A 14402-nucleotide genomic window follows, 5' to 3' on the forward strand; every position below is an offset into this window, starting at 1 on the left:
TAGATGAGGAGCTTCCGTACAAATTTACAGTTATAGTTTTAAAATATTGCTACCTTTGCCCCCAGCGTGTCAACAGAACCCACCATGGAGAATGAACGGTTATTTGAGGATGAATTATTGCCTCATGCGGATGCATTGTACAATTTTGCCTATCACCTTACGTATAATGAAGAAGATGCCAATGATCTGGTGCAGGACACACTGATGAAGGCTTTCCGCTTCATTAATTTATACCAAAAGGGAACTAATGCGAAAGCCTGGTTGTTTAAAATACTGAAGAATGCTTTTATTAACGAATACCGTAAAAAAGCGAAACAACCCAATAAGGTAGATTACGAAGATATCATTGCCTATCAGGATGCGGACGAAGAGAAGGGTGGCGTGGCATTTGACCTGCGGGAAGATATTTTTGATGGAATGATGGGAGATGAAATCACGGAGGCGCTGAACAGGCTTCCGGTGGATTTTAAAACGGTCATTCTGTTGTGTGACATAGAAGGATTTACGTATGAAGAAATAGCGAAAATTATAGACATACCTATCGGAACGGTTCGTTCCAGGCTGCACAGGGCGCGCAATATGCTGAAAGAGAGTTTGAAGGAATATGCAGAAAAAATGGGATATAAATAATAAACCTGACAACAGATGAATCATATACGACCACCACACAACTGCAATGAACTGGTAACGGATATTGCGCTGTTATTAGATGGTGAATTAGACAGGCATTCTGAAAACCGGCTGATGGAAGAAATCAATAAATGTCCGGTTTGCACTCAATATTATAACAACCATGCCGCTTACAAGAAAAATGTTTCTCAGAAAGTGGTCAGAATGTGCTGCGGGGACAACCTGAAAGATTCACTCAGGGCTAAAATAAGGGGTTTGTAAAAAAATAAGCCCTCAATATCTTCTCTTTTTTCCATTGATGGCAAACCGCACGGAAAAAGCAATCTCATAATAGGAAAAATCAGTTTGCGGCTTTTGGCTGCCCTTGCTTATCAATACATCGGTGTGAAAAGCCGGTTTGTAATCAAAAGCCAGCACCATGGGTACCCTTAACTGCCGGGTGGTGAAATCGATGCCGACGATAGGTGATACGCAAAACGCAAAATAGGTGTTTTTAGAAAGGGAGTTTCCTTTTCCAAATCCAAAACCCGGACCACCACCCACATAGACCGCCCAGTTTCCATTTTTGCCGAATTCCCAGTGCTTTTCGTATAATGCCTGGATATGCCCACCGGGTTTGTTGATAATTAATCCGTGGTATCCGTAACGCAGTAAAAATTCAAGACCATGACCTTTTTGCTGATTGAAGATATATTTTCCGGTGATGCCAAAACCATAGCTAAACCTGATACCTACGGCACCTACATACTGTTGCGCACAGGAATTTTTTGACAAAAAAAATCCTGAAAAAAAAATAAGCATGACAACAGGATGTTGCTTAAACGGCATATCTTAAAAGATGGATATTAGTCTATAACGTCAGTAGTGAGCCAAAAATTGTTTTTGCCTTCTCCCAAAATAATGGAAACAATGTGCTGTTGTATAAGTTCCAGCATACTCAGGAAAATAAAGACCGCGTGAATTTTGCTTTCACAGGCGGTAAACACTTCACGGAAAGAGGCTTTTGTTTTATGCTGGATAAGCGAGGTGAGTTTTTCTTTCTCCGATTCGATAGAATATTTATACGGTGCGACGGTATGAACGACTTTTTCCGTCTTATTCTTATATTTATCCATCGTGCGCTGATAAGCCTTAAGGAGTTTAAACAGGGTGATGCTTTCCAGTTCGGCATCTTCTGCCAGCAGTTTTATCAACTGATCCACTTCTTTTTTCTGGTTTCCGCGGGAGTAGCGCAAAGATCGGTTGCTTTCCAAATCTTTCAGTGCCTCCACCGCTTCCTTGATACGTTTATATTCCAGCAGCTGTTGAACCAACTCCTGACGCGGGTCAATCTCATTACCCTCCTCATCCAGTTCTTTTCTCGGCAGCAGCATTTTAGCCTTGATGCGCATCAGGGTTGCCGCCACCAGAATAAACTCACTGGCCACTTCGATGTTTAGCCGCTCCATGTGCTGTATGTAATTCAGGAACTCATTGGTAATTTTATGAATGGGAATATCGTGAATGCTCAATTCGTCGCGCTCAATAAAAAACAGGAGCAGATCAAAAGGACCTTCAAACTGGGGCAGGTGTATGAGAAAGGGAGCGCTCATGTATTTTTTGGTGGCGGTTTTTACGATAAAACAGGCAAACTGATTATATTGTAAACCATTAACATTTACCAGGCTAATTTAGCTTTTTATACCTGAGTGATTCATGATAGTTATCTACACACCCAAAGTTACCAACAGAATACGGTATGTGCTGGATTTTGTATTTAAAGAGCATTTGGGTATTGCTTATGAATTGACGGAAAACGCCGATGCCGACCATCTACCTGAAAATCTTTATCTCAGTTATACCAACCGGAACAGGAATGGCTGGTATTCCGTCTACCAGGATTCACTCCTGCTGGAAGGGGATATTCACCCTCAAAAAATTTTTGTTTCACGTGAAAACGGTTTTCCCGTTTTCTTTCAAACGACGGATACATACGATTGCCGCTTTGATATCTTTTCCTGTATCTTTTATCTGCTCTCCAGGTATGAAGAATACCTGCCGCACGAACGGGATATACATGGCAGATACCTTTCTTCCAATTCCATTTTGGCAAAGAAAGAATTTGATTTCTCTCCTGTTATAGACATCTGGCTGGAATTCTTAAGAAAAGAACTGGCGGCGTTACAACCTGCATTAAATTTCCGGCAATATTCTTTTGAATACATGCCTACTTTTGACATAGACAATGCCTTTCGGTTTTTAGGAAGAAACTGGATAAAACACCCGCCTGATATTTTAAAAATGGATGCTTTTAAAACACTACTGCAGCTGCGAAAAGATCCTTTTGATACATATGATTTTATTTTGGAAGAATGCAGTAAGAATACATTGCAGCCCTTTTTCTTTTTTCTCTTAAGTGACGAAAATGCCAATGATTCCAGGGTCTCACCGTCATCACGCAGTTTGCAACAAAGAATCAGATTTATGCGTGATATGGGGTATGTAACGGGCATTCATCCGTCCTACCGTTCTTTGGAAATTGAAAGCATTGGTTTGGAAAAAGCATTGCTTGAATCTATTATCGGAGAGCCGGTTTTGTATTCCAGGCAACATTTCCTGAGGATATGTTTCCCTGATTATTTCAGGGCGATTAGTAAAGTTAACATACGCCACGATTTTTCTTTGCTATATCCGGACACGGTTGGTTTTCGTGCGGGTTACAGCAGGTCTTTTTTCTTTTTTGATTTGCTAAAAAATGAAGCCACCCAACTGATGTTACACAGCACCTGCTGGATGGATGCTACTTTTGAATATTACCGCACAGAAAAAAATGAAGAAATTCAGCAAAAAATTAACCAGCTGTTGCAACTACTTATGAAAAATAATGCTAAATTAGTTACACTTTTCCACAATGACTTATTGTGCATGGAAAAGTATAGGGGTTTATTTTGTTTTTTCAATCAACACACAAAACTTAGGGAATGAGGAACACTTTACATTTCAGGGTATTATTTATTTTAATATTATTTCTTTCTGCTATAATTACAAATGCACAGGATTATAAGTTTTCACAATTCTATAATTCACCGTTGAATTTAAATCCGTCACTTACCGGCAAGATCAATTCCTTATACCGGGCTGTGGCCAACTACAGAATGCAGTATCTTCCCTTGCAAACGCCGTCTCCGTACCACACCTTAAGTGCTTCAGCAGATTTTGGTTTGCTGAGAGACAAGCTTAATGATGATATTTTGGGCGTAGGTGTGTTATTTACGAATGACCGTCAGTCTTCCATCCGATCCAACACACTGATGTTTTCTGTGGCGTACCATAAGAGTCTGGGTAAAAATAAGAACCACTATCTAAGTGCTGGTTTTCAGGTGGGCTTCCTGCAGCGTTCTGTGGACTTAGGTAATCTGGCTTTTTCCACTCAGTTTACAGGAACGGGATTTGATTTATCCATAAATAATCGCGAAAATTTTGCAACAAACAGGTTTTTTAAACCCAATATTAATGTTGGATTATTCTGGTCGTCTCAGTTTACCAAGACAATTGGAGCTTATGCGGGTGCATCGATGTTTAATGTATTAAAACCAAAAGACACCTTTTTTAATTCTGACAATGAAAGAGACTACCGGTTTAATGCCCACGCCGGCCTGATAATAGATGTTAAACGGGTTGTATTAATTTCTCCCAATGGTATGTATATGTATCAAGCAAAAGCACAACAGTGGATTGCGGGATCTTCGTTCTCCTTCAATTTGTCCGGAAAATCAGAACCTTATAAAACGGCTGTATCCGCCGGGCTTTGGTATGATGGTAACGGAGCGCTTATCGCTTTAGCCGGAGTTTCATTCTCCGGTGTACAAATTGGTTTAAGCTATGATGCAACCATCAAAAGGACACTTAGTCAGGCCGTTAAGACCTTTGGTGCCTTTGAGGCATCCATCATTTATACCGGAAAACCACTTGACAAAAAGAAATCATATTCACCATTACTGTGTCCTAAGTTTTAACCGGTCAATCTATCAATAAAAGGGGAAGAATATCATTCTTCCCCTTTTTTGTTTCACGTGAAACAAAACCTTCATTCGTGTTATTAACACAGCAATTCCATTATATACTCAAAAACAACCATTCATCCACAACGTGAATAATTTTGTGGATAGTAATAGGATTTGTATACTTGGCGTACCATTTTGGATGTGGATTATCTGTTCATTTGGCTTCAATCGAGCGGTAAGTATGTAGTTTCACGTGAAACTTATTCACGCTAATCCACAGCCACCTTATAAACATGTGAATTAATTTGTGGAATTTCAAGACCCAATAAAATCTCATTTCCCGCCACTCGCTTCTAATCTATATCTTTTCTATATCTTTGCGCTATGTTTTCAGCCTATGATGTTATTGTTGTTGGGGCGGGCCATGCCGGTTGTGAAGCAGCGGTTGCTGCGGCTAAAATGGGCAGCAGGGTATTACTGGCAACCATGAATATGCAAACCATCGCCCAGATGTCCTGTAATCCGGCTATGGGTGGCGTCGCCAAGGGGCAGATTGTCCGGGAAATAGATGCCATGGGTGGTTATTCGGGTATTGTTACTGACAGAACCATGATTCAGTTCAGGATGCTTAACCTGTCCAAGGGCCCAGCCATGTGGAGTCCAAGGGCGCAAAGCGACCGCATGCAGTTTCATTTGGTGTGGCGTGAAATGCTTGAAAACACCCCGAATATCGATTTCTGGCAGGATATGGTGGGCGAACTGTTGGTTGAAAATGGAAGTGTGTGCGGTATTAAAACGGGAATGGGTATGGAAATACGATCCAAAGCGGTTGTTTTAACCAATGGAACCTTCTTAAATGGAATTATCCATATTGGAGAAAAGCAGTTTGGTGGAGGCCGGGCCGGGGAAAAGGCCTCCACTGGGCTTACAGAACAATTGGTTTCATTGGGGTTTGAAAGCGGTCGGATGAAGACAGGTACACCACCCCGGGTGGACGGACGGAGTTTGGATTACTCTAAAATGGAGGTACAGAACGGAGATGAAGATATTGTAGGGTTTTCCTATAGGAATATAGAAAAACCAAAGGAACAACGTTGCTGCTGGATTACCTATACCAACGATACGGTTCATGAAATACTGAAGACAGGTTTTGAGCAGTCGCCGATGTTTCAGGGCAGAATTAAAGGCCTGGGACCACGCTATTGCCCTTCTATAGAGGATAAAATCAACCGTTTTGCCGATAAGGACAGGCATCAGATTTTTGTGGAGCCGGAAGGCTGGAATACCGTGGAAATCTATGTAAACGGCTTTTCTACTTCTTTGCCGGAAGATGTTCAATATAAGGCACTGACCCAAATACCGGGATTTGAGAAGGTCAAAATGTTCCGTCCGGGATATGCCATAGAATATGACTATTTCCCGCCGACACAGCTATCCCTGTCTTTGGAAACAAAGCTGGTGAAAAACCTGTTTTTTGCAGGGCAAATCAATGGAACTACCGGCTATGAAGAAGCGGCCAGTCAGGGAATGATGGCCGGAATAAATGCCCACAGGGCAGTTAATGATTTAGAACCGGTTGTGTTGAAACGCAGCGAAGCATATATTGGCGTTTTGATTGATGATTTGGTCAATAAGGGTACTGAAGAACCCTACCGAATGTTTACTTCCAGGGCGGAATTTCGTATCCTTTTACGCCAGGATAATGCCGATTTGCGCCTGACGGAACTATCCTATAAAATGGGTTTTGCAGAGCAGGAGCGGCTCGACCGGGTTTTTGAGAAAAGAAAGGCAACGGATGAAATCATTCGTTTTTTGAGGGAATTCAGTATAGAGCCGGGCGATATTAATGCTTATTTGGAATCCAGGGAAACCAGCCCAATCGGCCAGAAAATGAGGTTGGAAAAGATCATCACCCGGCCGCAGATAGGATTGATGGACTTAATAAGAAATGTACCTGCCGTGCAATCCCATTTGGAACATTTTGAAAGAGAATTTGTAGAACAGGCGGAGATATCTGTTAAGTATGACGGATATATTGCTAAAGAACAGGAACAGGTGCAAAAGATGGATAAAATTGAAAATGTACGCCTTAAGCAAGACTTTGATTATATGAGCCTGCCATCGTTAAGTATGGAAGCCCGTCAGAAATTAAGCAAGATAAAACCCGAAACACTCGGTCAGGCAAGCAGGATTTCAGGCGTAAATCCATCCGATATATCCGTTTTAATGGTCTATCTTGGAAGGTAGTATTTACACAATAATGTTAAAACAGCCATGTACAGAATAAAAAGCAGACATAAAAAGCGGTTATATTACAGCATTATAACCTTGCTGCATTGTTTGATTGTTTTTTCCTGTGCTCAGGTTGTGGCACCTACAGGGGGCAAAAAAGATACCACCCCACCTAAAGCAGCCAAATCCATACCGGATAATTACAGTATCAATTTTAATAAGAAGGAGATAAAAGTGGTGTTTGATGAATGGATACTTCCATTACAGAACCCAAAAAATCAGATTATCATATCTCCGGATATGGTGCCCTTTCCGAAGGTAGAAGCGGCCAGGAACGAACTCACCATTAAATGGAAAGACACACTACAGCCCAATACCACCTACAGTATCTTTTTCGGAGATAATATAAAAGATAATAACGAGGGTAATATTCTTCCCAATTTCAAATTTTTATTTTCAACGGGCAGTTTTATTGACTCTTTGCAGGTAAAAGGCAGGGTACAAACAATGCTGGATAAATTTCCGGAAAATACCTATCTGCTGTTATATAATGAAAGAGCGGATTCTGTTTTTACAAAAAAGCGGCCGTTCTACATCACGAAGATTAAAAGTGACGGTAGTTTTATACTGGAAAATGTGAAGGAGGGTGATTACAGGGTTTTCGCACTAAGTGACCAGAACAGCAATTATTATTATGATTTGCCTACAGAAGCAATCGGTTTTACGGATAGTTTCTATCATATTGCCTCCAGTCTGGATACATTGAGTTTTCAGCTCTTTATGCCCGAAGTGGCTGATTTGCGTATAGCAGAGTATGACAGAGTGATCAAAGGCGGCATTTTTCATATTACATTTAATAAAGAACTTTCGTTTACCAAAGATGAGATTACGGTTTCAATACCGGATTTGAAAGAGATGCAACCCATTGCTTTTCAGGAGAAAGAAAAAGGAAAACTGACGGTATATCTACCTAAGATGGAGAAAGATACAGGCAGCATTAATCTGATTATTAAAAACCATGACGAGTTGATAGATTCTCTAAGGGTAAAAACAGAGAGCAGAAAATTTAATAACCCGGTTTCATTCTTTAATGATACTACCGACAATAAATCACTTTTGGTTATAGAATCAACTTCATTGAAATTGATCAGTTCCTACCGCAGTTTATCCGATATGGATACGTCAAAATTAATCCTTACAGACACATCACACTCGAAAATGCCATATATGGTTTCACGGGCAGAAGATATGCAGACGTATCAAATTGCAGCTGCCTGGAAACCGGGTATGAACTATACTCTTAAAGTTTTGGATTCAGCCTTTTCAGATTTAGTAGGAAATTACTCCAAAAAACAGGAATTTTCATTTTCAGCGGTATCACTAAAAAAAGTTGGTAATCTATTGATTAACTATGAGTTACCAAAAATTTCGACCAGTTATATCGTGTTATTAAAAGATAATTCGGATAAAGTATTGGATAAGCGAATTCTACGCGATTCTCCGGCGGTTAAAATTGACTATGGGTTGCTCTTTGCCGGCACCTACAAAGTGGAGGTGATAGAAGATGTCAACGACAACGGAATATGGAATTCCGGCAGTTTCTCCAAAAAAACATTACCTGAGAAAATATATAAAGAATCAAAGCCTATTATCATCAAAGAAAACTGGGATGCTGAGGAAACCATAAAAGTAGATTTCTCGAAGATTACCATCCCCACTTCTAATGCGGAGGAAGGAATCAATCAAAATGATTCAGGTACTACAAATCCACAAACCCCTCGTCAATTAAAGAATAACCAGATTCAAGGCAAAGATTAATATTTGACAATTTTCTTTCTTATCACCTCCCCATCGAGTTGAATCATCAACAAATAGGTGTTTGCAGATAAACCGGAAAGATCAGCAACGGTTTCATGATGACCATATGTCATAATATTATTATCAGTAATATTTTTAACCAACCGTCCGGTTATATCATAGAGTTTCATTGTTATGGTTTTAGGAACAGTCAGGTAGTATTGAATTTTCAATTCGTTTTCAGCAGGATTTGGATAAATCTGTACATCTGTCGTTTTATTTGTGGAATAAGGCTTGCTGAATGTTGGAAAGGAGATATGTGTATTGCGATAGCCTGAAGGATTGGTGTACAGACGGTATAAATTATAAGCCAGCAAATAATCCAATCCGTAATGGTCTGCAGGATGATTATTGGTATCGGTTATGGTATCCCTGGTGGCAATATTTCCAAACCACCTGTTTTGTCCGCGCCAGCCAGCCGGAGATTGGACACAATCCGGATTTCCGTTATTGATATTGATGCAGGTCCCGCTGTCCGGAGCCTGTGTCAGGGCAGCATACAGTGTATCCATCAATCTCAATTCCCGGTTACTGTCTAATCGAAGGTTATACAACAATCCCTGTGTTACAGGATAAATCCACAGCCCATCCTGCATGGTATAATCAAAGTTATAGGTGATGGTTTTTGTATTGCTGGTAGACGCCAGAGAGATAAATAGCCGCCGGTTATAAAAATGGGTTATACCACCCAGGTGTCCGCAGCAATCATAAATCCCTTTCAGTATTGCATCAACAATATTAAAAGTATAGTCGCCGAATGTTTTTCCCTGAGGATTAATGTACGCCCATGTTTTATCGAATGCATATGCCCATGGCTGCGCCTGTCCGCCTCGCTCATTGCCGACACTTTGTCCCCGCGGATTCTTCAAATCCCAGGCATCTGTATAAAAGCGGAAAATCATTCTTCGGGAGGCTTCGACCGCTAATGCCAGAATACTTTCGCCGTTATACATCAATGCGGAGGGGATATAGCGTTTAGCCAATGCCATGCCATACATCAGATGTACGACCTGGTCCTGAGAGGTGAAATTAGTCACCAACGAATCCTTGCTATACTGCCGCTGCACTTCTTCACTGATGGTGCAAACGGGTTTTTTGCCAGGAGAAACCGAAGCGTCCTGAAATGCAAGGTGCAGGTCATTTGGTGCATCCTGACGCAGAAAATAGCCGAAATAATTGGGGTTTCGAAAGATTTCATTGGCGCTGCGCTCCAGCCGGTAATAGGCTTTCAATGCAAAGTACAATTCACGAACTACCGAGTCGGTTGGTTGATTATTCTGGCTGAGCAATGCATATTCTGTGGATAGCCAGCCAATATAATGCCCGAGGTTGCATGTCTGGTCACCGCCCGGCGATAAAATACCAAATCCGTCTTGTATATATTGAGGAGGATAATTCCACCAAATCCAATCTTGCCGGCAATCACTGTAAAGATATTGTTCAATCGGCATGCTGAATCCCGGGCGGTCTCCGATACGTACAAACCGACTGGAAAAACGTTCCCTAAAATTCCAATACTTGTTTAGAAGTACCGAATCCGTTGGGTTGTGTGCCTCAATGTCTGGAATGAATAAAGTAGACAACATTAAGAAGAGCAGTGTCTTTTTCATAAAAGTATTTTATGGTAAAAGGAAGTTAATCAAAAAGTATCACTTCTTGAAGATAAAAAACACGGCGAGTAAAATAAAGATGAAACTGACGGCATGGTTCCACCGGAGCCTTTCACCCAGGAAGAAAAAGGCAAACCCTGCAAAAACCGTCAGCGTGATGACTTCCTGAATGATTTTCAGCTGATAGGCGTTGAATGTCTTATAGCCGATCCGGTTGGCCGGGACCATAAAACAGTATTCAAAAAAAGCCACCCCCCAGCTGATGAGCACAGCCTGCCAGATCTTTAAATTCGGATTTTTCAAATGTCCGTACCAGGCATACGTCATGAATGAGTTCGATATAAGCAGCAGAATAATCGTTTGCATACAAAAGGAAATACACCAAAAGTACAGAATCCATCTTTTACAAATCAATAAATTCAGTATCTTGCCGTATTAAATTAGTAAAACCAACCGTATGGAATTGATTCATTTTTTACTAGAACTGCTGACACATACAAAAGAAGTGTTGCTGCAACTGTTTCAACAATATGGACCGTATATTTATGCTATTTTATTTCTTATCATTTTTGTGGAGACAGGGCTGGTCATCATGCCATTTCTTCCCGGAGACTCACTCCTGTTTACGGCCGGCTTATTGTGTGCACAAACATCCGGTCTGAATATTTATGTACTAATACCGTTACTGATAATAGCGGCTGTCTTGGGGGATAATGTCAATTATTTTGTGGGTAAATATTTCAGTGAACATGTGCTGAACTGGAAGTTTAAAGGCAAGCCGCTGGTCAATCCGGAATGGATTGAAGAAGTGCACCGCTATTTTGAAAAACATGGCACCAAAACCATCATCATTGCCCGTTTTATGCCTATTGTCCGAACGGTTACACCCTTCGTATCCGGAGTGGGAAGAATGACATATAAGACGTTTTTACCCTTCGATATTTTGGGTGGGTTCATTTGGGTAACATCCGTTTCCCTGGCCGGGTATTTCCTGGGAAATATTCCTTTTGTAGAAAAAAACCTGGAGAAATTCATATTGGGTATCGTCTTCCTTTCCATTTTGCCTCTTATTATTAAAACCATCCAGTTAAAATTAAAAAAATAATAAAGCGTTATACTGTATGAATGAACAACAGCCGTTTGCTTTATATCGTGAACCCCTTTTTTGTGTCCGGCAACAAGGTTAAAATAATTTTATCCGCATTTTTATGGTGCTGTTTTCAGCTCCTGCTGCTCCCTGCTTATGCTCAGGAAGACAGCAGTTCAACGGAACAAACACCCAAAGAACTGAAAAAGGAAGAACGCAGCGAAAAGGTCAAGAAAGTATTTAAGTTCATGTCGTATATCAACTACAGCGACAGAGGATATGGAAAGGACTTTTCCGGTGTAGAAAAATACCAGCCCTTTCTGGGCAAAAAAATTTCGTGTGTCGACATCATTATTTTCAAACCATTCGGATGCAAGGAAGACAGTTGTCCGGCAAAAATCAGCAAAGCACAGAAATTTGGCAACTCGATTCATTTTAAGAGCAAAGAGTGGTTTATAAGAGGGGATATATTTTTTAGGGAAGGAGATGTGGTAAATCCAACCCTGTTTGCCGATACCGAAAAACAACTTTGGGAAAGAAATAAATTCAAAGACGTCAAAATTCTCATAGCAGAAGACAGCCTGTCAGAAAACAGTGTTTCAGTCGTTATTTTTCTGCAGGACAGATTATCATGGACAGCTTCGGCGGGATACATAAACAAACGGATTGCACTGGCTGTGTCTACGTATAATTTCTTCGGCTTGCCGCATACCTTCAGCATTTTTGCCGGCATCAATCTGAATAAGCAAAATTTATGGGCAGTTGGAGGAAGGTATAAATATGAAAACATACAGTCTTCACAAATCAATTTTACCACACAGTTTATAATAGAAAAACTCAACCAGAAAGCATTGGTATCTTTTTACAGGAATTTTTTCAGCTTTAAAACAAAGTGGGCCTTTGATGCAAAATATTTGTTCAGCAATACCACCATTAGACAAAATGACAACCTTCAGGATTCTGCCAAAACCGTAAAAACAAAATCCCATTACTACTCCTTGTGGTTGGCATACTCTGTACCGGTGGACAAGGTGATGTCCTGTAAGGATAAGAAATTAAAATTTGTAGTGGCTGCAAAACTCAACTATATGAATTACAGAAACAGACCCTTTATTGTCAACAAAAATTACGAAGAAATATTTGTGGAGCAGCAAAATTATAATTTTGGGTTTGGGCTGGCGCGCTGGGATTTTTATTTGGAAAAGAATGCGTTTTTTATAGATATCGCGGAATATTTTCCAAGGGGTATCAGCGCCTCTTTTTGGGTGGGGCCCCAGATAGATGAGATTTACGGCAGAAGAACGTATTATAACCTGACGGCAAATTATGGTATCTATATCAACAAATTCGGATATTTGTTTGCCCAGGCGGAATATAACGGCTATATCAAGCAGAGAACAGGACAACAAATGTTTACAAAATTCAACCTGGATTATGTATCTAAAAAGGTTCCTTTTGCCAGGCATATGTTTTTCCGGCAGATCCTGAAAGCCGGTGCCAATATCGGCTTTGCGGTCCCGGTGGACCGTTATTTCACCATAAATGACGAAAACGGTATACGAGGCTTTTATGCCCCATCCTTCAAGGGGTCCAGAAGCATCACCTTTAGTGCGGAATGTAATTTATATGTAGATAAGAAATTTGCACTCAGCAAAACAATGCTGTACGCTTTTTGTGATATGGCATGGCTCAGCGAAAATGAAAAGAAACCCATCCTGCAGAGTATTTTTCAATATGGGGTAGGATTGGGGTTTCGTTACAGAAGTGTGGATCTGGGATTACCCTATCTGGATTTCCAGTTTAGTTTCTATCCGAAAGGGAAAAATTTTGGTGCCCCATTATTTCAGTTCAGGTTGTATGACAACAACATCAATGCAATTCAGCAAAATAATATGTTCTATGAGAACGGCTCAAGGGCAAGCAATGATTTATAAGATGACGTTCTATTTTTTCAGCTTCTTGCTTTTCGCCATTTTGTCGTACATCTCATGAATCATGCCATCGCCTAAACCAACCTTAGGAACATATAACGTATCAATGTTTAATCGTGCCATGATGTGCATAAAAATCTTGACGGCTGGAACGATTACATCAGCCCTGTCCGGCCGAAAGCCATATTTTAAGATGCGTTCGTCTATTGTCAGTTTTTCCAGGGATTTTAAGGTAAGCTCCAGGTCATCAAAATGGACATCCTGCTCTTTTCGTTTTACAAAATGTTTTTGAATGGTATTGATGTTTCCGCCGGAACCGATGCCATAGAGCGGCTGGTATTTGCCTTTGAAATGATCCACCCACACATCGAGCTCTTTCCAGTGTTTTTCCTTCACCTTTCCGAGTGTCATACGAAGCGTACCGATATTGAACGACCACTTATCCACCAGTTTTCCTTTGGATAATAAAATCAGCTCCGTACTGCCTCCGCCCACATCGATATACAGGTAATTCTTATCGGACTCCAGCTGAAATTTTTCTACATGATTCGATAAGATCAATTCCGCTTCTTTTTGCCCGCTGATGATTTGAATCTGAATGCCTGTTTTTTTATAAATCTTCTGTACGATTTCTTTCGAATTTTTCGCATCGCGCATCGCGGAAGTCGCACAGGCCATAATTTGTACGGGTTTATGAATGTCAATCAGATGCCTGAACGCCTTCATAGTGGAAAGCAGTTCCTCTTCTTTTGCGGATGAAATCTTTCCTTTTAAAAACGCCTCTTCCCCCAGACGCAGGGCTACACGATACATGGCATCTTTCACAAACTGCGGCCCGGCAGGTGTTTCATATACGTTGATGAAAATTAATCGGACAGCGTTGGAACCAATATCTATAGCGGCGAATTTCATGCGGGCGATTTACGATAGCAAGTTACGGTTTTATTTTTTTAGTTTGCCAACAAAACCTCCGCAGGAATTTGCAGATTATTATACAATGCTTTTCACCTAATGGTTGGTGTCCTCACCAACCATCACATTTCGTTTGGTGAGGACACCAACCGATAAACAA

13 protein-coding genes are annotated in these 14402 nt (G+C 40.7%); 8 read left to right on the forward strand and 5 right to left on the reverse strand.

What is annotated here, in order from left to right; translation table 11 throughout:
* Positions 1-84 precede the first annotated feature (84 nt).
* Both IPM95_10880 and IPM95_10885 read left to right on the forward strand, forming a co-directional pair.
* Positions 85-630, forward strand: a complete 546-nt coding sequence (locus tag IPM95_10880) for a sigma-70 family RNA polymerase sigma factor (protein ID MBK9329784.1) — start codon at positions 85-87, stop codon at positions 628-630.
* A 15-nt stretch (positions 631-645) separates the two neighbouring features.
* On the forward strand, positions 646-891 hold the full coding sequence (locus IPM95_10885; protein MBK9329785.1) for a hypothetical protein: 246 nt from the start codon (positions 646-648) through the stop codon (positions 889-891).
* Between the two features lie 12 nt (positions 892-903).
* On the opposite strand, the gene IPM95_10890 is transcribed toward IPM95_10885, so the two are convergent.
* Together IPM95_10890 and IPM95_10895 are read right to left on the reverse strand one after the other, a co-directional pair.
* Complete coding sequence (locus IPM95_10890) at positions 904-1431, reverse strand: hypothetical protein (GenBank protein ID MBK9329786.1); 528 nt, start codon at positions 1429-1431, stop codon at positions 904-906.
* A 44-nt stretch (positions 1432-1475) separates the two neighbouring features.
* On the reverse strand, positions 1476-2222 hold the full coding sequence (locus tag IPM95_10895) for a segregation/condensation protein A (GenBank protein ID MBK9329787.1): 747 nt from the start codon (positions 2220-2222) through the stop codon (positions 1476-1478).
* Positions 2223-2325: 103 nt separating this feature from the next.
* On the opposite strand from IPM95_10895, the gene IPM95_10900 reads away from it, so the two are divergent.
* From IPM95_10900 to IPM95_10915, 4 genes are all read left to right on the forward strand, one after another.
* Positions 2326-3594, forward strand: coding sequence for a hypothetical protein (locus IPM95_10900; GenBank protein MBK9329788.1), 1269 nt, complete (start codon positions 2326-2328; stop codon positions 3592-3594).
* On the forward strand, positions 3591-4625 hold the full coding sequence (locus IPM95_10905; GenBank protein ID MBK9329789.1) for a PorP/SprF family type IX secretion system membrane protein: 1035 nt from the start codon (positions 3591-3593) through the stop codon (positions 4623-4625). The genes IPM95_10900 and IPM95_10905 overlap by 4 nt, the downstream gene beginning before the upstream one ends.
* 372 nt (positions 4626-4997) lie before the next feature.
* The gene (gene mnmG / locus IPM95_10910; GenBank protein ID MBK9329790.1) at positions 4998-6860 is read left to right on the forward strand and encodes a tRNA uridine-5-carboxymethylaminomethyl(34) synthesis enzyme MnmG; all 1863 of its coding nucleotides are present in this window, start codon (positions 4998-5000) and stop codon (positions 6858-6860) included.
* 27 nt (positions 6861-6887) lie between these two features.
* The gene (locus IPM95_10915; protein MBK9329791.1) at positions 6888-8663 is read left to right on the forward strand and encodes an Ig-like domain-containing protein; all 1776 of its coding nucleotides are present in this window, start codon (positions 6888-6890) and stop codon (positions 8661-8663) included.
* On the opposite strand, the gene IPM95_10920 is transcribed toward IPM95_10915, so the two are convergent.
* Positions 8660-10312, reverse strand: a complete 1653-nt coding sequence (locus IPM95_10920; GenBank protein ID MBK9329792.1) for a T9SS type A sorting domain-containing protein — start codon at positions 10310-10312, stop codon at positions 8660-8662. The genes IPM95_10915 and IPM95_10920 overlap by 4 nt on opposite strands.
* A 39-nt stretch (positions 10313-10351) precedes the next feature.
* Complete coding sequence (locus IPM95_10925; GenBank protein ID MBK9329793.1) at positions 10352-10678, reverse strand: DMT family protein; 327 nt, start codon at positions 10676-10678, stop codon at positions 10352-10354.
* A 91-nt stretch (positions 10679-10769) separates the two neighbouring features.
* On the opposite strand from IPM95_10925, the gene IPM95_10930 reads away from it, so the two are divergent.
* Positions 10770-11417, forward strand: coding sequence for a VTT domain-containing protein (locus IPM95_10930; GenBank protein ID MBK9329794.1), 648 nt, complete (start codon positions 10770-10772; stop codon positions 11415-11417).
* 62 nt (positions 11418-11479) lie between these two features.
* Complete coding sequence (locus IPM95_10935; protein MBK9329795.1) at positions 11480-13333, forward strand: hypothetical protein; 1854 nt, start codon at positions 11480-11482, stop codon at positions 13331-13333.
* A 9-nt stretch (positions 13334-13342) separates the two neighbouring features.
* Here IPM95_10935 and IPM95_10940 read toward each other — a convergent pair whose 3' ends face one another.
* Complete coding sequence (locus IPM95_10940) at positions 13343-14242, reverse strand: exopolyphosphatase (protein MBK9329796.1); 900 nt, start codon at positions 14240-14242, stop codon at positions 13343-13345.
* Between the last annotated feature and the right edge of the window lie 160 nt (positions 14243-14402).

It is taken from the genome of Sphingobacteriales bacterium (assembly GCA_016719635.1).
Classification (GTDB): Bacteria; Bacteroidota; Bacteroidia; order Chitinophagales; family JADIYW01; genus JADJSS01.

What these genes read in the sequence shown, in the direction of transcription:
- IPM95_10880 (MBK9329784.1), top strand. Translation starts at nt 85, where the DNA reads ATGGAGAATGAACGGTTATTTGAGGATGAATTATTGCCTCATGCGGAT.
- IPM95_10885 (MBK9329785.1), top strand. Translation starts at nt 646, where the DNA reads ATGAATCATATACGACCACCACACAACTGCAATGAACTGGTAACGGAT.
- IPM95_10890 (MBK9329786.1), bottom strand. Translation starts at nt 1,431, where the DNA reads ATGCTTATTTTTTTTTCAGGATTTTTTTTGTCAAAAAATTCCTGTGCG.
- IPM95_10895 (MBK9329787.1), bottom strand. Translation starts at nt 2,222, where the DNA reads ATGAGCGCTCCCTTTCTCATACACCTGCCCCAGTTTGAAGGTCCTTTT.
- IPM95_10900 (MBK9329788.1), top strand. Translation starts at nt 2,326, where the DNA reads ATGATAGTTATCTACACACCCAAAGTTACCAACAGAATACGGTATGTG.
- IPM95_10905 (MBK9329789.1), top strand. Translation starts at nt 3,591, where the DNA reads ATGAGGAACACTTTACATTTCAGGGTATTATTTATTTTAATATTATTT.
- mnmG (MBK9329790.1), top strand. Translation starts at nt 4,998, where the DNA reads ATGTTTTCAGCCTATGATGTTATTGTTGTTGGGGCGGGCCATGCCGGT.
- IPM95_10915 (MBK9329791.1), top strand. Translation starts at nt 6,888, where the DNA reads ATGTACAGAATAAAAAGCAGACATAAAAAGCGGTTATATTACAGCATT.
- IPM95_10920 (MBK9329792.1), bottom strand. Translation starts at nt 10,312, where the DNA reads ATGAAAAAGACACTGCTCTTCTTAATGTTGTCTACTTTATTCATTCCA.
- IPM95_10925 (MBK9329793.1), bottom strand. Translation starts at nt 10,678, where the DNA reads ATGCAAACGATTATTCTGCTGCTTATATCGAACTCATTCATGACGTAT.
- IPM95_10930 (MBK9329794.1), top strand. Translation starts at nt 10,770, where the DNA reads ATGGAATTGATTCATTTTTTACTAGAACTGCTGACACATACAAAAGAA.
- IPM95_10940 (MBK9329796.1), bottom strand. Translation starts at nt 14,242, where the DNA reads ATGAAATTCGCCGCTATAGATATTGGTTCCAACGCTGTCCGATTAATT.